The 19,577-nt window shown below is 58.4% G+C and carries 13 protein-coding genes, 1 tRNA gene and 1 pseudogene; 10 read left to right on the forward strand and 5 right to left on the reverse strand.

All coding sequences use genetic code 11. The features are described 5' to 3' along the window. Positions 1 to 25: 25 nt before the first annotated feature. The 5 genes and pseudogenes from GRX64_RS17775 (at position 26) to GRX64_RS17795 (ending at position 5,179) form a co-directional block, all read left to right on the forward strand. On the forward strand, positions 26 to 745 hold the full coding sequence (locus GRX64_RS17775) for a 4'-phosphopantetheinyl transferase family protein (protein ID WP_166269203.1): 720 nt from the start codon (positions 26 to 28) through the stop codon (positions 743 to 745). A 121-nt stretch (positions 746 to 866) separates the two neighbouring features. Next, positions 867 to 943 (forward strand) — tRNA-Met (locus tag GRX64_RS17780). Between the two features lie 155 nt (positions 944 to 1,098). Next, positions 1,099 to 2,460 carry a glycine cleavage T C-terminal barrel domain-containing protein gene (locus GRX64_RS17785; protein ID WP_166269205.1) on the forward strand — a complete coding sequence of 454 codons (1,362 nt, stop codon included), beginning with the start codon at positions 1,099 to 1,101 and terminating at the stop codon, positions 2,458 to 2,460. Positions 2,461 to 2,507: 47 nt separating this feature from the next. Further along, complete coding sequence (locus GRX64_RS17790; RefSeq protein ID WP_166269207.1) at positions 2,508 to 3,437, forward strand: methylenetetrahydrofolate reductase; 930 nt, start codon at positions 2,508 to 2,510, stop codon at positions 3,435 to 3,437. A gap of 105 nt (positions 3,438 to 3,542) precedes the next feature. Beyond that, positions 3,543 to 5,179, forward strand: a pseudogene (locus GRX64_RS17795) (formate--tetrahydrofolate ligase). Between the two features lie 67 nt (positions 5,180 to 5,246). Here GRX64_RS17795 and gbdR read toward each other — a convergent pair. Continuing rightward, positions 5,247 to 6,371: a choline metabolism transcriptional regulator GbdR gene (gene gbdR / locus GRX64_RS17800; RefSeq protein WP_166269209.1), complete on the reverse strand. Its 1,125-nt coding sequence runs from the start codon at positions 6,369 to 6,371 to the stop codon at positions 5,247 to 5,249. Positions 6,372 to 7,100: 729 nt separating this feature from the next. Beyond that, positions 7,101 to 9,671 carry a GcvT family protein gene (locus tag GRX64_RS17805; RefSeq protein ID WP_166269212.1) on the reverse strand — a complete coding sequence of 857 codons (2,571 nt, stop codon included), beginning with the start codon at positions 9,669 to 9,671 and terminating at the stop codon, positions 7,101 to 7,103. A 539-nt stretch (positions 9,672 to 10,210) separates the two neighbouring features. On the opposite strand from GRX64_RS17805, the gene GRX64_RS17810 reads away from it, so the two are divergent. From GRX64_RS17810 to GRX64_RS17825, 4 genes are all read left to right on the forward strand, one after another. Beyond that, on the forward strand, positions 10,211 to 10,864 hold the full coding sequence (locus tag GRX64_RS17810; RefSeq protein ID WP_345790094.1) for an SOS response-associated peptidase family protein: 654 nt from the start codon (positions 10,211 to 10,213) through the stop codon (positions 10,862 to 10,864). Positions 10,865 to 11,094: 230 nt separating this feature from the next. After that, on the forward strand, positions 11,095 to 12,369 hold the full coding sequence (locus tag GRX64_RS17815; protein ID WP_166269216.1) for an O-acetylhomoserine aminocarboxypropyltransferase/cysteine synthase family protein: 1,275 nt from the start codon (positions 11,095 to 11,097) through the stop codon (positions 12,367 to 12,369). Between the two features lie 130 nt (positions 12,370 to 12,499). Continuing rightward, on the forward strand, positions 12,500 to 13,537 hold the full coding sequence (gene lipA, locus GRX64_RS17820; RefSeq protein ID WP_166269218.1) for a lipoyl synthase: 1,038 nt from the start codon (positions 12,500 to 12,502) through the stop codon (positions 13,535 to 13,537). A 137-nt stretch (positions 13,538 to 13,674) separates the two neighbouring features. Further along, positions 13,675 to 16,182: an efflux RND transporter permease subunit gene (locus GRX64_RS17825; protein ID WP_166269220.1), complete on the forward strand. Its 2,508-nt coding sequence runs from the start codon at positions 13,675 to 13,677 to the stop codon at positions 16,180 to 16,182. On the opposite strand, the gene GRX64_RS17830 is transcribed toward GRX64_RS17825, so the two are convergent. Together GRX64_RS17830 and GRX64_RS17835 are read right to left on the reverse strand one after the other, a co-directional pair. Further along, positions 16,083 to 17,030, reverse strand: a complete 948-nt coding sequence (locus tag GRX64_RS17830) for a substrate-binding periplasmic protein (RefSeq protein WP_166269222.1) — start codon at positions 17,028 to 17,030, stop codon at positions 16,083 to 16,085. The genes GRX64_RS17825 and GRX64_RS17830 overlap by 100 nt on opposite strands. A 228-nt stretch (positions 17,031 to 17,258) precedes the next feature. Further along, complete coding sequence (locus GRX64_RS17835) at positions 17,259 to 17,714, reverse strand: Spy/CpxP family protein refolding chaperone (RefSeq protein ID WP_166269224.1); 456 nt, start codon at positions 17,712 to 17,714, stop codon at positions 17,259 to 17,261. A 220-nt stretch (positions 17,715 to 17,934) separates the two neighbouring features. On the opposite strand from GRX64_RS17835, the gene ylqF reads away from it, so the two are divergent. Beyond that, positions 17,935 to 18,831: a ribosome biogenesis GTPase YlqF gene (gene ylqF, locus GRX64_RS17840; protein ID WP_166269226.1), complete on the forward strand. Its 897-nt coding sequence runs from the start codon at positions 17,935 to 17,937 to the stop codon at positions 18,829 to 18,831. On the opposite strand, the gene GRX64_RS17845 is transcribed toward ylqF, so the two are convergent. After that, the gene (locus tag GRX64_RS17845) at positions 18,820 to 19,545 is read right to left on the reverse strand and encodes a helix-turn-helix domain-containing protein (protein WP_235937740.1); all 726 of its coding nucleotides are present in this window, start codon (positions 19,543 to 19,545) and stop codon (positions 18,820 to 18,822) included. The genes ylqF and GRX64_RS17845 overlap by 12 nt on opposite strands. Positions 19,546 to 19,577: the final 32 nt, after the last annotated feature.

A 19,577-nucleotide genomic window follows, 5' to 3' on the forward strand; every position in this document is an offset into this window, starting at 1 on the left:
CGAAAATTCAACTCAGGACAGGACTGTGCTACGCCTACCCACCTGCTGCTCTGAATTTGAAAATAGCTGGCCTTGGCCCCGACAATTGCCGGGGCTTCACTTTGCCAGTACACACTACAACATCGAACGATTTCAGTCTGATGACTTTGAGCGGTGTGGCATCAACCCACCGAGTCAGGTCCTGCACGCCGCCAGCAAACGTAAAACCGAATACCTCGCGGGCCGCCTCTGTGCCACAGAGGCGCTGCGCAGCCTCTCGGGCGTCGCCTCGACCCCAGGCACCCTGGCCAATCGCGCTCCGCAATGGCCCGAGCACAGTGTCGGCGCAATCACCCACAGCACCGGCTGGGCTGCGGCGATCGCGGCGCACAACGAGCACTATCTTGGCCTGGGACTCGATGCCGAATCCCTGCTGTCAGAGGACCGGGCCCACCGGCTGTCGAGCGAGGTCATGACCGCCAACGAACTGGCACGCTTTCCGCTTGCGCAAACCGACGATCTCGGCTTTCTGGTCACCCTGATCTTCGCCCTCAAGGAAAGCCTGTTCAAGGCGCTCTACCCGCTTGTGCAGTCCCGGTTTTACTTCCGGCATGCGGAATTGGTGGATTGGACGGCCGACGGCCGGGCGAGTCTGCGCCTGTTAACCGACCTGTCCCCTACCTGGAGCCACGGTCGAGAGGTCTCTTCCCAGTTCTGCGTTGTGGAAAACCGGGTACTTGCCCTGGTGACGATTCCAGCCGAGTAATGGCGGCACATACCCGAAGCGGGCCGGATCCAAGCAATCCTCCTCGAGGGGTTGACAGGGGCCCGGAAAATCCAGAGAATACGCGCCTCGTTTGGAGCACGATTGTGTTCGAAACGGTGTTGGCAAGGTAGCTCAGTTGGTTAGAGCACAGCACTCATAATGCTGGGGTCGGCGGTTCAACTCCGCCCCTTGCTACCAGTATTGATAAAGGCCCGTGTGCAAACACGGGCCTTTTTTTGTCTCCCCCCTCCTGTGCCGCTTTTAGGCTTTTTCATGTCGTACTTGATCAAGCCGCGCCGTTAAAACAACGTCAAATTACAGCTATCAACACTCACGAAGAGTTGGAGGCTGAGATGGCGATCAAACTTGAAGGCGCAAAATCGGATTATCCACAGCAGCGAGCAGGCGCTGCCCGGCAACCTCACAGCGTTGACCAGTCTGATCGCAGGGTTCCGATCAATCTGCGCCAGTCCGGACCCACCCCGGTGGAAATGCTGATTTCCACCCGCGTGCGTAAGTCCCCCTACTGGCACCTGGCCTTTGAAGCAGGCTGCTGGCGCGCCACCGTTTACAACCGGATGTACCATCCGCGCGGTTATGTGCAGCCACAAGATGGCGGTGCGATGGTTGAGTATGCCTCGCTGGTGAACGACGTCACCCTGTGGAATGTGGCGGTCGAACGACAGATTCAGGTGAAAGGCCCAGATGCTGAAGCGTTTGTAAACTACGTAATCACCCGGGATGCAACGAAGATAAAACCGTTGCGGGGCAAGTACGTCATTCTCTGCAATGAAGAGGGTGGCATCCTGAACGATCCGGTTCTGTTGCGGATTGCGGAAGATGAATTCTGGTTCTCGCTGTCCGACAGCGACCTGGAAATGTGGCTGCGCGGCGTTAATATTTCCAGAAAATTCGACGTGACGATTGCCGAAATCGACGTCGCTCCCCTGCAGATCCAGGGGCCCAAGTCCGAGGCGTTGATGACCGACCTCTTTGGCGACTGCGTCAAAGACCTTCCTTTCTACGGTCTGATGGAGGGCGAGGTGGCCGGGCACCCGGTCGTGGTGTCCCAAACTGGCTTCACCGGTGAAAAGGGCTACGAGATCTATCTCAGGGACGCCACCGAGCATGCTGAAGACCTCTGGTACACGGTGCTCAACGTCGGCGCGAACCACAATCTGCGAGTCATTGCACCCGCCCACCACCGGCGCATTGCTGCCGGCATTCTTTCCTGGGGCCAGGATCTTGACCAGGAAACCCTGCCCTTCCAGTGCAACCTCGCTTACCAGGTTCCGCGCAACAAGGAAGCCGATTACATCGGCAAGCAACGACTGGAAGCGATTCGTGACCAGGTTGAGGCCGGCTGTCCGCCTTTCCGTCAGGTTATGGTGGGGATACGCCTGGGCGGAGCGCCAATAACAGACTATGCCAACGATTTCTGGCTTGTCAGTTCCGCCGATGGTGGCGAGCCCGTGGGCTATGTGACCTCACCCTGGTATTCCCCGGAGCTGAACACCAACATTGCGCTCGCCTACGTACCGCTGGAAATGCGCGACATTGGAACCCGGCTGTCGGTGCAACTACCACAGGAATACGCCGCCCCGGATGATGCACTCGATGTCGAGGCCGAAGTGGTGGCCGTACCGTTCAGGCCATCGGTTAATCCCAATGCCCGCGAAAGAGCAAGAGCGAAAGGCATCGATTTCGCCGATTAACTGAAGGGTCTGATCAACACGCCCGATCGATAAAGGTGAGGGTTGCCATGAAGCTTGCTCACGAATCCAGTGCCAGCTCATCTCAGGACACTGTTCAGATGGCGGCGGTACTGCGCGAATTAGCACGGACGGCCTCCATTGAGGCGGCGCCCTTACAGATCTTGGGAATGGAGGCATTGTCCGACTGGTTGCCTGCCGGTACCGCCGTCTATATCCCCTTCCTGCCCAACGCCAGATTTGAGGACACCGTGTCCGCATGCTGGCGACTGCGGGCCGCAGGCATGGTACCAATACCGCACTTCCCGGCGCGGGCAATCGCGAGCCGCGCCCAAGCCAGGGACTGGCTTGGCGAACTGGCGGCCGCCAGTACCGACCGGCTGATGCTTATTGCCGGTGACAGCCACCAGGTCGCCGGGCCATTTCCAGACACCCTGGCGGTGCTGAACTCGGGGCTTCTGGCCGACTACGCATTTTGCCATTTGGGGATAGCCGGGCATCCAGACGGCCACCCGGTGGCATCAAGCGAGGAGCTGACACGCGCGATGGCGATCAAGCGCGAGTACGCGACCGCCACAGCAACCCGCATGTGGGTAGTGACGCAGTTCGCGTTCGAAGCGGATACGTTCATCCACTGGCTTCAGAGCATGAAGGAGGTCGTGGATCCCCTGCCGGTGTATTTCGGCATTGCAGGCCCCACCCGTCTACGAATGCTGATTGCCTACGCCGCCCGGTGCGGGGTGGGTGTTTCCGCTCGAATGATGCGACGCAACCCGGATGCCTCACGCCTGCTGCGCGCCTGGACGCCGGACCGGCTGGTAGCCGCCATGGCCCGCCACCGCGCAGACAACCCGACGTCACTTTTTCAAGGCATTCATGTGTTTCCGTTTGGTGGGCTGCAGCGCTCGTCAGAATGGTTGCGTGGCCTTCGCGATAAGCCAATCTACGGCGCCGACACTGTTTCGCAGACTCAGGTATAGAAGGAGATCCCTGTGAGTGGCCAAATCGACGAGCGGACTACCACAAGCCCGGAACCCGTACAACGGCACCCTCCCGGCACACCGGACATCGAAATTGCACGGGCCGTGCAACCACAGTCGATCCTTCTTCTGGCCCAGCAACGCTATGGGTTACCGGCGGACAGTCTGGTTCCTTTCGGCCACTACAAGGCCAAGCTCAATATGAACCACTTTCCGCTCCCTGATCCAAACACCTACGGTAAGCTGGTGCTGGTCACCGCGATGACTCCCACGCCATACGGAGAGGGCAAGACCACGACCAGCGTTGGCCTGAACGATGGTTTCAATCAGCTTGGCGTCCGGGCGTCCGTCTGCCTGCGCGAGCCATCACTCGGGCCCTGCTTCGGCATGAAGGGCGGAGCGGCGGGCGGTCCCAGGTCATTCCAATGGAAGACATTAACCTGCATTTTAATGGGGATTTCCACGCCATTACGGCCGCCCATAACCTGCTGGCTTCCATCCTCGACAACCATCTGCACTGGGGTGGCAAGTCGGGCCTGGACCCGCGTTACGTGACCTGGCGCCGGATCGCTGACTTGAATGACAGGGCGCTGCGCAACGTGATCACCGGTCTGGGCGGCGCCGCCCATGGCATGCCCCGTCAGACCGGGTTCGACATTACCGCCGCGTCGGAGATCATGGCTATTCTATGCCTTGCCGAAAGCCTCGCAGACCTCCGTCACCGTCTGGGTGACATTATCGTCGGGCACCGCCATGACCTGTCACCGGTGACAGTCAAGGATCTGGGCGCAGAGGGTGCCATGACCATATTGCTGAAAGACGCATTGCAGCCCAATCTGGTTCAAAGCCTGGAGCACAACCCGGTCTTCATCCATGGCGGCCCCTTTGCCAATATCGCCCATGGCTGCAACTCCGTCATGGCGACGCGGTACGCACTGGGGTTGAATGATGTGGTGGTGACGGAAGCGGGATTTGGTGCCGACCTGGGGGCGGAAAAATTTATTGATATCAAGTGCCGGAAAACCGGATTGCGACCGGATGCGGCGGTGCTGGTCTGTACGGTCCGCGCGTTGAAAATGCAGGGCGGCGTTCCCGGAAAACAGCTGGCGACTCCGGACATTCAGGCGCTCCGTGCCGGCGCCATCAACCTGGAACGCCATATTCGTAATCTCCGGCAATTCGGTCTGACTCCTGTGGTCTCGATCAACCGGTTCCCGACCGACAGCGAAGACGAGATCGCCACCGTCGAAGCAATCTGCAGCGCATGGGGGGTTCAGGCAATCGCTTGCCAAAACTGGGCCAAGGGCGGGGCTGGCGCCACCGCGCTGGCTCAGGCCGTGCTGGATCAAATGGATCAGGGCAAACCGGAGATTCAGTTTCTGTATCCAGACGCGATGCCGTTGTCCGAGAAAATTGAAACCATTGCCACGCGCCTCTATGACGCCGCGCGGGTGGAGTACTCGGCAGAGGCCAGACGGCAGTTGGAGGAATACGAACAGCTCGGCTTTGGCCATTTTCCCGTGTGCATTGCCAAGACCCAGTACAGCTTTTCCGGCAACCCGAAACTTCTGGGCGCACCCACCGGCCATGTCTTGCCCGTGCGCGAAGTCCGGCTTTCAGCGGGGGCTGGATTTGTCGTGGCCGTCTGCGGCGATATCATGACCATGCCGGGCCTGCCGCGTCACCCTGCCGCACTGGACATGGGGCTTAACGAGCAAGGTGACGTAGTCGGGCTCTGCTGAGCCGGCGACAAGCCCGGTGTTATTTCAAGCCCATGTTGCTATGCCCTGTTTCAAACCGTGCCAGTGGTCAGTGTGTTTTGACGGGCACCGGCGTGTAGGTGAACACCCCGTATGTCGGCTCGGTTTGCGCACGCTGCAAGGCCTCCAGTGATGCCGACTGCACGTGACCACACTCAGCCCCCAACGCCTGGTGAGACTGGCTGAAGGGAGAAACCGCTGCCCGCGCGGCCCTGGGTGCGGTACCCCGGTATTTTCGGTAGCAACGACTAAAGTGCGTGGTGGAGACAAAACCGCACATGGAAGCGATATCGACGATGGCGCAAGACGATTGCTTCAGCAGCCGGTGCGCCCGGTCCAGTCGCAGCTTGAGATAAAAGCGTGATGGCGGACAGCCCAGATGTTTCAGGAACAGACGTTCAAGCTGTCGGCGGGAAATACGCGCCAGCTTTGCGAGCTCCTGCAACTCAATGGGTTCCTCAATATTAGCCTCCATTAACTGGGCGACCTCCGCCAACTTGGGCTGCGACGACAGCAGCTGTTGTCGCAACGGGACCGGCTGTTGCTCGCTCTCATCGCGCATTCGATCGCAGACAAACATGTCGGAAATGGCATCGGCCAGCGGCTGACCATGCCGACGCGCCAGTACATTCAGCATCATGTGCATGGGCACACCGCCGCCCGTGCAGGTCATGCGTTCACGATCAATAGTAAACAGGTGATTGTTGCAATGAACCCGCGGAAAGCCCTCCTGAAGCGCCGCCAGGCATTCCCAGTGGGCACTGCAGGCGTATCCGTCCAGCACCCCGGCACTGGCCAGAACATACGCACCGGTACAGACCGCCCCCAGAAACACATGCTGTCGTGCCAGTGAGCGTAGCCAGTTGACCTCTCGACTGGAGAAGCTCCGCGTCACATCAACGCCGGCGACAACAATCACCAGGTCAAACGACCGCCGGTCTGCTATGGCAGCATCGGGTACTATGGCAATGCCATCACTGGCTCTCGCCGCCTGGCCATCGGCCGACAACAGTGTCCAGGTATACAGCTCCCTGCCAGTCAGCTGATTGGCCATTCGCAGCGGCTCAATGGCGGTTGCCAGCGCAATCAACGTAAAATGATCAATCAGCAGGAAGCCGATCCGGTAGGGATGATTGCCAGGCTCGCTGGCGTGAATGCTCCTGGGTTCAGCCATGTCCTCACCCTCCGTTGGTGGGGCTGCCATAGACTTTCGGGCATCACACATTATTGGCAATTGCCGCCAGCAATACCACGGCCCGGGTAACAACATCCGTTACTGCAAACACCGGCAATCACCCAACAGACAGTGACAGTCGGCGCAAGTGTCTACGACTGATCTTTCGGCGCTGGCCTTTTCATACGTTTGCACAACCTGGCCCGAAAACGCTTTCTTACTACTCGACAATAAGGGCCCGGGGCAATCCATGCAATCACTCATTATCATCGGCGATTGCCCCGCCTTGGCGGTCAATTCGCACTGACCAAACACCGTTTGATCCTCAGTTTACGACGCACGGAAGCATGCGAGTTGTCCAAAAACGACATCAATCCAACCGTTAAACGCTCACTTGCGACACTCGCGATGGGTTTTCGGTCAATGTTCCCAGCCGGTGCCGTCACTTAGCGCCGACCTGTCGCCCTGAGCCGGACCGGAACCGACCGGACAAAGGGACCTGGCAACGCCGGAATCGGTAGCAAGTGCCGGATAGGTAACCGCAAGTTGTTAGTACCCCTGTCGAAACCAAGGCTGAGCGAGCGAATGGACGACAAGTCTGTAGGAAGTGTTCAAGATTGGTATCGGCGCATTACGCAACGAGAAGGCGGGCAGCGAACATCCCCGAGTGTTAAGAGCCATTGAAGAGTACCTTTTCCGGAGGGTCCCCAGGGCCGGCGCGATGATCCGTTACGACGTCAACCGTTCATTCTCCGGGTCAAACAGCGCCCGATAGCCCACGGCTTCGATGCGAATCGGAAACCGCTCCTCGAAATACTCGAGGACCAGTTCCCGGCCTTCCTCTGCGTACTCATACGGAATGTAACCCAGTAAAAGAGTCTTTCCGACGGACGGTCCATAGGCCGCGCTGGTGTTGTAGGACCGGCGCCCTTCGCTGTCGACGAGCACCTCGCCACTGGCAGGATCGAGTATCGGGAACTGACCGACCGGATAACGGGCGATACCTTTGGCGTCCCGATTGTCGAGCATGGACATGGTGCACAGGTAGCTTGGCTGATGGGTACGCTGACGCTGCGCCAGGTAAGCCCCCTTACCCAGGAAATCGGCCTCCTTAACCTTGGGCCGGGCCAGACCGGCTTCGTAGAGATTGTAGTCCACTTCCAGGTCAACATTTTGCAGCCGCAGGCTCTTTTCCAGACGCCGGCTGTTGGCGTAGGTTTCAATGCCCACGGGCGTCACACCCGCTTGATAAAGAAGGTCCCACAATTTAAGACCATAACTGAAGGGAAAGTGCAGCTCCCAGCCCTGCTCGCCCACGTAGGAAATCCGGAAGGCCCAGACCGGAATGCCCTGAACCCAAATGTCCCGGGCGGTCGCAAAGGGGAAGTTCTCAGCCGACAGTTCGTTCGGGTCCTCCATAAACTGGGCCAGGGTCGCCCGCGCGTTTGGACCCCATAACCCCAATGTCGCGATGTGATCCGTCATGTCCTGGATCCGGACAGCGTCAAAGCCCCGGTTTTCTGCCGCGCGTTTCATCCAGACATAGTCGCGATAACCGGTATCCCCCCCACAAATCACACGATAGTCGTTTTGGTCGCGCCGAATGATCGTCAGGTCGGAATGAATGCCACCCCAGGCATCCAGAAAATGGGTGTACACCCCTTTACCCACAGGGGTAGTGCCACCCACTTTCGCAACCGACAGAAATTCCAGCAGGGCTTCGGCATTAGCACCGGAGACGTCGAAAATGGCGAAATGCGAGAGGTTGATCATGCCCACGCTTTCACTCATTTCCAACTGTTCGGCATTGGACACCGCCCAGAAGTGCCGGGCATCCCATTCATTTTCCCGCGCCGGAATCCGGTCCCGGTATTTGCCGAGTAGCCGTGCTTCATTGGCCTGGTAACCGTGAGCCCGCTCCCACCCGGCGGCTTCCATGAAATAACCGCCCAACTCGACCTCACGGGGATAAAACGGACTGGTGCGCATCCGCCGTCCGCCCGTAAAAGGTTCCCGGGGGTGCACGGCCGGCGTGTAGATTTTCTTGGCAATTTCATAGCAGCGCTCGTAAACATACTGCGGGGTTTTCTGAATCGGGTAGTGACGCGCAATATCGACGCTGTGTGGGTCCATATCCGGTCGGCCCCGGGTCATCCAGTCCGCAAGAATCTTGCCGGCACCCGGGCCGTCTTTAACCCACACCGCCTCACAGAACCAGAGATTTCGTACGTCCGGCGATTCGCCGATCAGCGAGCCCCCGTCGGGGGTGACCGACAGCAACCCGTTAAAGGAGTGTTTTTCCTCCCAGCCCAGCTCGCCCAGAACCGGGGTCATGTCGATCGCTTTCTCGTACGCGGCCATGACCTGATCAAGGCTGAGATCCCGCATCGACGGCGACAACCTTGCCTGCCCCGGCTCGGCAATATCCTTCGGATAGACCAGCCGTGGATTATCGGGCTCGTAATAGCCCCACTCAATATGGCCCCCTTCTGTGGTTGTCGGATCACCGGTATCGCGGACATAGGCCGAGTTACCCTGATCTCGGAACAACGGGTAGACGATCTGCTCACCGGTACCCTGCAGTGGCTCATAAGGTCCGAAAAACAGCAGCGGGTGCTCGACCGGCATAAGCGGCAGGCGCGAACCCGCCGTGTCGGCCATTAAAGGTCCCCAGATACCCATGGAAAGCACGACGTACTGCGTTTCAATGTAGCCCTTGGGGGTCTCGACACCACAAACACGGCCATTCTGAACGTCAATCCGGATCGCTGGGGTGTTGGCAAAGGCCTGCAACTTGCCGCTCTCGACGGCTTCCTCAACCAGGTCACCCGCCACTTTTTGTGACCGAGGCACCACCAAACCTGCGTCGGGATCCCACATCGCACCCTGGATCCGGGTCTCATCAAGCAGCGGGAAAAGCTCTTTGGCCTGCGCCGGTGTCACCATCCGGACGTTGGTTCCGAACGCTTTCCCGGAGCCGACCTTACGTTTCAACTCCTCCATGCGGCCGTCATCGTCAATGCGGGCCACCTCCATACCACCCTTTTTGACATAATTGCCCCGCTTGGCGTAGAACGCCTGGCTATATTTTGTGGTGAAGACATTGAATTTGTCGTGGGAGGTGGTGAAGCAGAAGTCAGACGCGTGGGACGTCGACCCGATATCCGTGGGAATCGCGGATTTCTCCAGGCCGACAATATTGTTCCAGCCTTGCTCAATCAGGTGGTGGGCGACGGAAGCACCCACTATTCCACCTTGCCCTATGATGACAATCTCTGCGCGTTTCGGGAGCTGTGCCATATCGGTCACCTATTTCATGCCATACCGGGTCGGATACTGACAATTTGACCGCGTTTGCAAGTCGGCGCTTCATCGAATGCGACATGCACCCGCCTAAAAGCGGCACTGAGCTCCAATGGATTGAGCACCACCAGAGAAACTTGAAAGAGAAACTTGAGGTGAGTGGCACTGCTCTCTTCAATTGGCCAGGGGATTGGTCCTCACTGATTCGGCACCAACAGCAGCGACCAGCGGGTTTACCAGTGCGCGCGTGGCCGCCCTGACCGTTACTCTTTCACCACCTTATTGTCTGGCACTGGGGTCCTGTCATCGGCCTGGCCTTGATAGTTGATACGTTATCGAACGGATCGCTACCCCGGTTCGCAAGGCAAGTGCCGCGCAGAAAACGACCGGCTGGAAAACCGCTGTATGTATTGGGCCGAACAAACCGGTGTCCTTCATCATGCCTCGCCTTACCCCACCTTACCCCGCCTTACGCCCGATACCTTCTGGGTTTACACTGACCAGACAGACAACGGAGGTGTGCAATGTGCGGCCGAATGAACGTGACCGACGACCCACTGGTTCAGGACCTGATGGTGCAACTGGGGCTGCCTTTCGCGACACCCCAGCCTCAATACAACATACCCCCCGGCGGCACCGCCGAATTTGTGTATGAGACGGACGGGGCCCGTCACCTTGTGCCCGGGTTGTGGTCCCTGCTGATCGAGCCCCGTCCCAGCGGCCAGGGTTATCGCCCCAATCCCAGGCTTCACACGTTTAACGCGCGCTCGGACCGCTTGACCACCAGCCCCTTGTGGAAGCGGGTCTACCCGTCACAGCGCTGTGTCGTGCCCGTCAGCGGCTTTCATGAGTGGCGCGGAAAACAGGTATACAACATTCATCCGGAACACGAGGCGACGGCCCTGGCCGGACTCTGGCAGCGATGGCAGTTTGGCGATGATCCGGTTTATTCGTTTACCGTCATCACGCTGCCACCGCACCCCCGGTTCAGCCACATTCACGACAAGAGTATTCCGCTCATGCTTCGCCCGAGTGACTTCGATGCCTGGCTGGACCCGACCTTCACTCAGACGGACGCCTTCCAGGGACTGATGAAAACTCACATTCCGGCACCACTGGTCTGCCAGCCAGTCAATAACCCAAACGACTTGACCCCCACAGCAGACGCGGAAGTGCTGGCGGCGGATTAACAGAGGCGCCGCACAACGTGCCCTACCTCACGCCCCGTGGCCAGAATGCGCTGAGTCGCCAACCTCGGACGTCTCAGCGCCAAAACCAGCATTTGGCCTTCCATTCGAAGCCGTTTGTAAGCCTTTATTTCACTCCTGGATAACCGGCGCTTGGCCTCCCGGTTTGCTGTGCCATACTCTTGAGCCAATACCCACAAAAACAGCTCAACTGCCAAAAGGAACAGGTTGAAATGAAATTGGAAACACTGGCGCTTCATGCAGGCTTTAATGGCGACCCCACCACTCACGCCGCAACCACTCCAATCTACCAAACCACCTCTTACACATTCGATGACACCCAACACGGGGCGGACCTGTTTGACCTGAAGGTCCAGGGCAACATCTATTCCCGTATCATGAACCCGACCAATGCAGTGCTCGAGGAGCGCATGGCGCAACTTGAAGGCGGTATCGGCGCGCTGGCGGTGTCATCAGGGATGGCGGCGATTACGTACGCACTGCAAACCATATGCAAGCTGGGCCACAACATTGTCAGCACCGGGCAGCTGTATGGTGGCACCTACAACCTGTTCGCGCACTCGTTGCCCAATCAGGGCATCGACTGCCGCTTTGCCCGACACGATGACTTTGATGCCGTGGAACGCGCCATCGACGACAACACCCGGGCGCTGTTTTGTGAGTCCATTGGCAACCCGGCGGGCAATGTGGTGGATATTGCCCAGTGGGCAGCGATCGCTCATCGCCATGGTATTCCCCTGATCGTCGACAACACCGTAGCCACGCCCTTTATCTGCCGGCCCTTCGATCACGGCGCCGACATCGTGGTCCACTCCCTGACCAAGTATATTGGTGGTCACGGCACCACCCTGGGCGGCATTGTGGTGGATTCAGGGCAGTTTGACTGGGTCGCCAACAAGGCCAAATTTCCGGTACTGAACGAACCCGACCCGTCTTACCACGGTGTGGTGTACACCGAGGCGCTGGGCGCCGCCGCGTTTATTGGTCGCTGCCGCGTGGTGCCACTGCGGAACACCGGCTCGGCCCTGTCGCCGTTCAACGCTTTTCAGATCATGCAAGGGCTGGAAACTCTCGGGCTTCGGATGGAGCGGCACTGCGACAATGCCGAGAAGGTGGCAAACTTTCTGCAGAACCATGCCAGTGTCGAATGGGTCAATTACGCCACGCTGGGTAACAGTCCATACCGGGAAACCTGTCAGAAAATTTGCGGCGGCCGGGCCTCTGGCATTCTGAGCTTTGGCATCAAGGGTGGCCTGGAGGCCGGTACCCGCTTCATTGATGCCCTGCAGTTGATCTACCGTCTGGTCAACATCGGCGACGCCAAATCCCTCGCCTGCCATCCGGCATCGACAACCCACCGACAACTCAACCCAGAAGAGCTCAGGAATGCGGGTGTCAGCGAGGACCTGGTGCGCTTGTCCATCGGTATCGAACACTGCGACGACATTATCGCGGACATCACCCAGGCACTTGCGAAAGCCTGCTGAACCACTGGCGCGTTAGACCAAGGTCTGGCGCGCCAGGCCCCGTGTTTTCCCCTATTCGACTTGTATCAGCGCCCGGTAATCCTTACTCTAAAAGGCATTCCCTTTCCGCGATCAAAAGAGCTTGCTTGTCATGAGCGACGGCACGAAATCCCGCATTGCCAGCGGTTCCAAATTCCGTAACGAACATGGCTTTTCCGCCATTAAAGATGGCATCAAGAAAAGTGCGAACACGGACATGCCTTCCGGACCCAAGCCCAAGTGGCTGCGGGCCCGCATGCCTGGTGGTGAGCGGTTTGAAGCGGTCCGTCGCAACGTGAAAGACCACAAGCTCAGCACCGTGTGTCAGGAATCCCACTGCCCCAATATTGGTGAGTGCTGGAATAACGGCACGGCGACCATCATGGTAATGGGGTCCGTCTGTACCCGCGCCTGCCGCTTTTGCGCGGTCGATACCGGCAATCCCAAAGGCTGGCTCGATCACGACGAACCGGACAACACGGCTAAATCCGTTGAGTTGATGGGGCTGCGGTATATCGTTCTAACCTCAGTGGATCGTGATGACCTCGACGACGGCGGCGCCGCTCATTACGCTGCCTGTGTGGCCGCCATCAAACAACGCACTCCGGAGGTGGCGGTTGAAGCCCTGACACCGGACTTCGATGCAGTCATGATGCACGTTGAAAAAGTCGTCGATTCCGGGCTGGATGTGTTTGCCCAGAACGTGGAAACCGTCAAACGTCTGACCGAACGTGTCCGTGACCCTCGCGCTGGTTACGAGAAAACCCTGAGTGTGCTGGCCCATGCCAAACGGCATCGCCCCGATGTACTGACCAAAACCAGCCTGATGCTCGGACTGGGTGAAACCGAGGACGAGATTCTCCAGACCATGGACGACCTGCTCGCCATCGGCGTCGACATTCTCACCCTGGGCCAATACCTGCGCCCGACGCCGAACCATTTGCCCGTAGAGCGCTACGTGACGCCGGAAGAGTTCAACCGTTACCGCGAGATCGGCCTGGGAAAAGGCTTCATGGAAGTGCCCTCCGGTCCAATGGTGCGTTCCAGCTACCGGGCCGACCAAGTGTTTGATAAAAATAATCTGGGCCTGGCCGTGCCCAAAGTACCCACCCCGAAGGCCAACCAGATTCCGGTCAAAGCGCTCGACTGATCGCCGGGTCAGCCCCTGGCGAGCTCTCCGGACGGGCGTTCTCATTGCCAGGGCAGGCGAACGTCGAGATAGGCTCCATTGCCTGCTGATTTGTGGCAGACTTGCATCCTGGTCTGAAACTCAATCAATGGATGTCTATGCCTGCCGCCGCTGAGCTGTACCGTCGTCTTGTTCTTGCCCACCCATTGGCCGTCCTGGTCGGATTTGCCCTCATCCTGGTGATTGCCAGCTTAAGACTGGATCAGTTTCGTCTGGACGCCTCGGCGGAATCGCTGGTGCTTGAGAACGATCAGGCACTGGAACAATACCGGACCATGACCCAGCGCTTCACCAGCTCTGACGATTTTTTAGTGGTCACCTACACGCCAACCGAGGAGCTGTTTACCGACAGCGGCCTGGCCACGCTGCGCTCCTTGCGCGACACTCTGGCTGCGCTCGAGGGGGTTGGCTCCACCAACAGCATCCTCAATATCCCGCTGCTTCACAGCCCCGACCTGACGCTGGATACGGTCGACTCAGACATCCTGACCCTCGATGCTGACGGCGTGACACCTGAAACCGCTCGCCAGGCGCTGCTGAGCAACCCACTCTACCCCAACCTGCTGATCAGCGAAGACGCCAACACAACCGCGATACAGGTCAACCTGCCGGCGCCCCCCGAGTACTTCCAGTTGCTTGAAGAACGCAACCGGCTCAGTGACAAAGCCCGGAGCGACTCGTTGTCCGAGAGCGAGCAAGCCCGGCTGGCCCAGGTAAGCGAAGAGTTCATCGACGTATCGGAGTCCTTCAGCACCCGCCAGGAAAAAACCATCGGGCAGGTTCGCGGCATTCTCGAGCAATTCCGTGACGGGGCCGAGATTCACCTCGGCGGCGTCCCCATGATCGTCGCCGATATGATCCGTTTCATTGAAAGCGACCTGTCTACGTTTGGCGTTGGCGTGTTGCTGTTTCTGGTGCTGACACTGGCGGTCATCTTCCGTCAGTGGCGTTGGGTGGTGGTGCCGCTGCTGTGCTGCCTGTTCACGGTGTGGCTGGTAATGGGCTATTTGAGCTGGCTGGAATGGCCGGTCACGGTCATCTCATCCAACTTTGTGTCGTTGCTACTGATCATGACCCTGTCGATGACCATCCACCTGATTGTGCGCTACCGTGAACTGCAGCACGATGAACCGCAGGTCGGACATCAGGCGCGGATGTTGTCCACCGTCGGCAGCATGATCAAACCGTGTTTCTACATGGCGGTCACCACCATTGTTGCCTTCGGGTCCCTGACCTTCAGCGGTATTCGACCGGTCATTGATTTTGGCTGGATGATGACCTTTGGACTGGCACTGGCGTTTGCCATCACGTTCGTTATATTCCCCGCCCTGGTCATGTTGCTGCCGCCCAAAGCCGTCAACCAGCCAGCCGACGAAGGCAAAGCCTTCACCCGGCGGTTTGCCGCCTTTACCCAGCATTTTGGCGGCACTGTGCTGGTGTGCAGCGTGATACTGGCGGGGCTCTGCGTGGCGGGCATCAGCCGACTGACGGTGGAAAACAGCTTCATTGATTACTTCAAACCCAGCACCGAGATTTATCAGGGCATGGTGAAGATCGATAACAAGCTGGGCGGCACCTCTCCGCTGGACCTCATCATTACCGATGACGACGTGCCCGATAACGGGCCCGCCGGCGATCCGTTCACCCGCGATGCCTTTGCCAGTGACCCTTTCGCCGGTGATTGTGACCCGTTCCTGGACGACTGTGACGGTGACGCTTCACAAAGGGATACCTGGTACACCTATCAGAAAATGGATCGTCTTGAACGCGTGCATGACTATTTGAACGGGTTGAGCGAGACCGGTAAAACCCTGTCCATAACCACGACGCTCAAACTGCTGGCGCAGATCAATCAGGACAAACCCCTCAATGCCCTGGAACTGGCCTTTGTGCCGGCCGCCATCCCGGATGACCTCAAGGATATTCTGCTGACGCCCTACATCTCCGAGGAGCATGATCAGGCCCGCTTTACCATGCGCCTGATCGACTCCGCCCCAGACTTACGGCGGCAAGCCCTACTGACCAAAATCCACCGCCACCTGACCGAGGAACTGGGCTATAAAGAAGAGCAAATCATCTTCACGGGTATGACGGTGATGTACAACAACATGCTGCAAAGTCTGTTCGACTCCCAGATCAAAACGCTGGGCATCGTATTTTTAGCCATTGCCGCCATGTTCCTGATCCTGTTTCGCTCCTTCAAGCTGGCATTGATTGGCATCGCGCCCAACCTGCTGGCTGCCGGCAGTGTGCTGGGATTGATGGGCTGGCTGAGCGTGCCGCTGGACCTGATGACCATCACCGTGGCGGCCATTACGGTCGGGATTGCGGTCGATGACACCATTCATTACATTCACCGCTTTAAAGTGGAATTCGCCAAAGACGGCGACTACCTGGCCACCATGCACCGCTGCCACCAGAGTATCGGCCGCGCCATGTTCTACACTTCCCTGACCATCATCATCGGCTTTTCGATACTGGTGTTATCAAACTTCATCCCGACCATTTACTTCGGGCTTTTCACCGGTTTTGCCATGCTGATGGCCCTGTTGGGCGCACTCACGCTGCTGCCTAAGCTGATACTGCTATTCAAGCCGTTTGGGTAAGTCATCAATGCGCTCCGGGGGAGCCCGAGTGATCTAGACGGTGCATTCGATGGGGCACTCGGTGCCGCCTTGGGCAAGCGCAAGTCCGGCACTTGTCCGGCGTCCGGCAACGCCAGGAAGGCACCGTATGGGCCGGTCATGGGCATTGCAAGAGGGTTTGCCCTGGCCGCTTTTTCAAGCTCGAGGTACAGAGATGGTTTTGACCTCGTAACGGCAAAGCCAGCCGGAATCTGTTGAATCAAGCGATAGTAGACCGGCGCATTCATCGCCTTCTGAAGCGCCGTCATAACCGATCCGCGCTCAAACACCACCACGTCAATCCGTCTCAACCGAAGCAGTCCCACTAACTGGCCCAGTGAGAACTCCGCCACTTGTGCCGGCGGAACGCCCAACACCTCGGCAATAAACGCCGCGTTACCAAATGGCACGCCGATGGCCGAATGCTGGAGCGCCTCCGCACTCAGGTTGGCCCGATTCATCGCGTACGCATCAAGCTTGGTTGGAACGGCCCAGCTCAGCTCTTGGGCCTGCCGATAAAATTCAGGCGTTTCCAGGTTTACGGGTGTGTGCCCGATCAGGTCCAGTTTGCCGGTACGCAACGCCAGCCGGGCACGACTGTATGGCATAAGCCGGATCTCGGCACGATAGCCGGCTGCAGTAACCATCAACTTGAGCCAGTCGACACTGAATCCAGTGAGGTCCTCATTAATCAGGGGTGGAAAGGGCTCCAGTCCTATACGGACAACCGGGGGTGCGGTCACCACGTCGGTGCCTGCCATTCCAGGATCCGCCGCTACGGACAACACGAACCCAGTCGTCACTGCCAACGCCTTTGTCCACCGATACATGCACCGTTTGCCCTTGTTTCGATGCGGGCTATTACGCCCCGTCTGAATATATTAGGCAAAACACCTACTCGTCACTCACTTCGCCACCGGGCCTGAGACCGAACCTGGTCTCCGCTGCCTGTTTAAGATATACGCTTGCGCTACCCGTTGGCCCAAAAAAAAGTCGCCGGAATGATTCCCGGCGACTTTTTTGGACTCGCAAAGCCGATTAAACGGCCAATGGCGTCCTTACTGCATTTGCTGTTGCATCTGCTGCTGCATCCGACGCTGCTGCATCTGTTGCTGCATTTGCTTCATGCGTTTTTCCAGCTCGTCGCGTTGCTCCTGGGTGAACACCTTGTCAACCTTGGCTTGCATCAGGGTGGACAGCGCGGTGATTTCACCCGTGATATCGCCCAATTTTTCGGAGTTTTCGCGAATGGCCTCTTCGTCAAAGTCGGGCTTGATCTCGGCCTGGAGCTCCTGCTGCAGGCCCTGGGCTTCCGCCTGCAGTTCGCTGATCTCGCTCTGCATGCTATCAATGATCCCGCGAATTTCTTTCTGCTGGTCATCATTCAGACCAACAAGTTCGGCAAGCTGGTCGACTTGATCCGGTTGGCCGGCAGGCGCCGCCTGTTGGGCCAGAGCCGGTGAACCCAGTCCCAAGGCAACCAGTGCAATCCCAAACATTTTAACGAGCTTCATAACGATCTCCATCGATCAATGAGTTAGTTCGGATTCTTTAGACGCTACACCCTAAAGCAAAGCGCAGGGCAATTTCATCCCAACCCCCCGTATTTTTGTACACACAGCACTCTCGGTGGCACCAGAGCCCGCCACACACGCGGCTTTCGGTACTGTGTGAAAATTTCTTCATTCACAGTCATAATGGCGCGCTTAAGATCCTTTGACGGAGTACGACACCATGGCGATTAACTGGTTTCCAGGGCATATGCATAAGGCCCGCAAGGAGATCAAACAAATAATGCCGCAAATGGATCTCATTATTGAGGTGATTGATGCCCGCATTCCATTCAGTAGTGAAAATCCGCTGGTACCGGCTTTGCGTGGCGATACCCCGGTTATCAAGGTGCTCAACAAGCGGGATCTGGCCGATCCTGCCATTACGCAACGCTGGCAGGCGCACCTGGAACAGGACAGCCACATCCGTGCGGTGACCCTCACCCACAACCAGCGTGCGGAAGCGCTCGCGATTCTGAAGCTGGCCCGGGACATGTGTGCACACCGAAATTTGGAACGCCGTGCCTTGCGAGTGATGATTCTGGGCATTCCCAACGTCGGCAAATCAACATTGATCAACACGCTGGCAGGCCGAAGCGCGGCTAAAACCGGCAACGAGCCGGCCGTCACCCGAGCCCAGCAAGTGATCAAACTGCCCGATAACATCCTGCTGTACGATACGCCCGGATTCCTCTGGCCCAAGCTGTCGCCGGCGGCCTGCGGCTATCGATTGGCGGTCACCGGCGCCATACGCAGCGCCGTCATCGAGTTTGATGACGTTGCCCTGTTCGCTTCGGATTACCTGCTGAAAGCTTACCCGGAGGCTCTGCAAGCGCGGTATAAGCTCGACACTTTGCCCGTAGACGGCCTGGCCCTGATGGACACTATCGCCGCGCAACGGAACTTCTATTCCCGGGGCGGTGTGCCAGACCTGCACAAGGTGTCCGAAGTGCTGATCAACGAGTTGCGTTCCGGAAAACTCGGGGCAATCAGTCTGGAAACACCGGAAATGGTGGCGGAAGAGGCGGCAGCCGCCGCTAAAGAACAGGCGCAAAAGCACGACGAAGACTCACAGCGGTAGCCCGCATCGACACACCTGGAACCAATCCGAATTGATGTACCGGGACGGCAAAGCATCAAACATGTCCCGAGCCGTACGAACCATATGAGGCTGGTCGTAGAACCCTGCCTCGAGGGCAAGTTCGGAGAACGGTTTGCCCGGCTGCCAGTGGCCCAGCGCCCGACTCATTTTGAGGTGCAACAGGAAACGCCGGAGCGGCACGCCCGTGTGTTGCCGGAACAGATGGGTCAAACGCGAGGCCGACAAATTCACTTGGCTCGCGAGAACGCTGACCTCCAGCTTTTCAGGCAAGGTCTCACGTAACAGGCGGCAAACCCGGTGCACTCGCGGATCCAACGGTTCGGGAAAATGGCCGATGAGCGCGACCAAACGCTGGAAATACTGCGCCATACCCTCACAACTGGGCTCTGGAACGACAGACAGGTTGCCAGAGGGCAACGCCAGGTCGACGGTTGGCTGACCCTGCAGATGGCCACGCAACCGTAACCAGGGTTCGGCATCCGGGTCCATCTGAGCGATCCACAAAGTGCGAGTGCCGGGGTCGAGGGCCTGCGAAACATCTGGCGCGACCAGCGCGGCCCGGGTCTCCCGCCAGCGGCCTTGTACTTGCAAGTGAAAGGGGCCGTCGACACCCACCAATACCGAAGCACTGATGTGCCGGTGGGGGCGATTGGGCAGCAAACGACCGTAGACCAGTCGATAATCCGACCACAAGAAGAGCGCCCCCTGGTGGAGAGGTGGTAATC

The sequence above is a fragment of the Marinobacter caseinilyticus genome, assembly GCF_011074955.1.
In the GTDB taxonomy this organism is placed as follows: domain Bacteria; phylum Pseudomonadota; class Gammaproteobacteria; order Pseudomonadales; family Oleiphilaceae; genus Marinobacter; species Marinobacter caseinilyticus.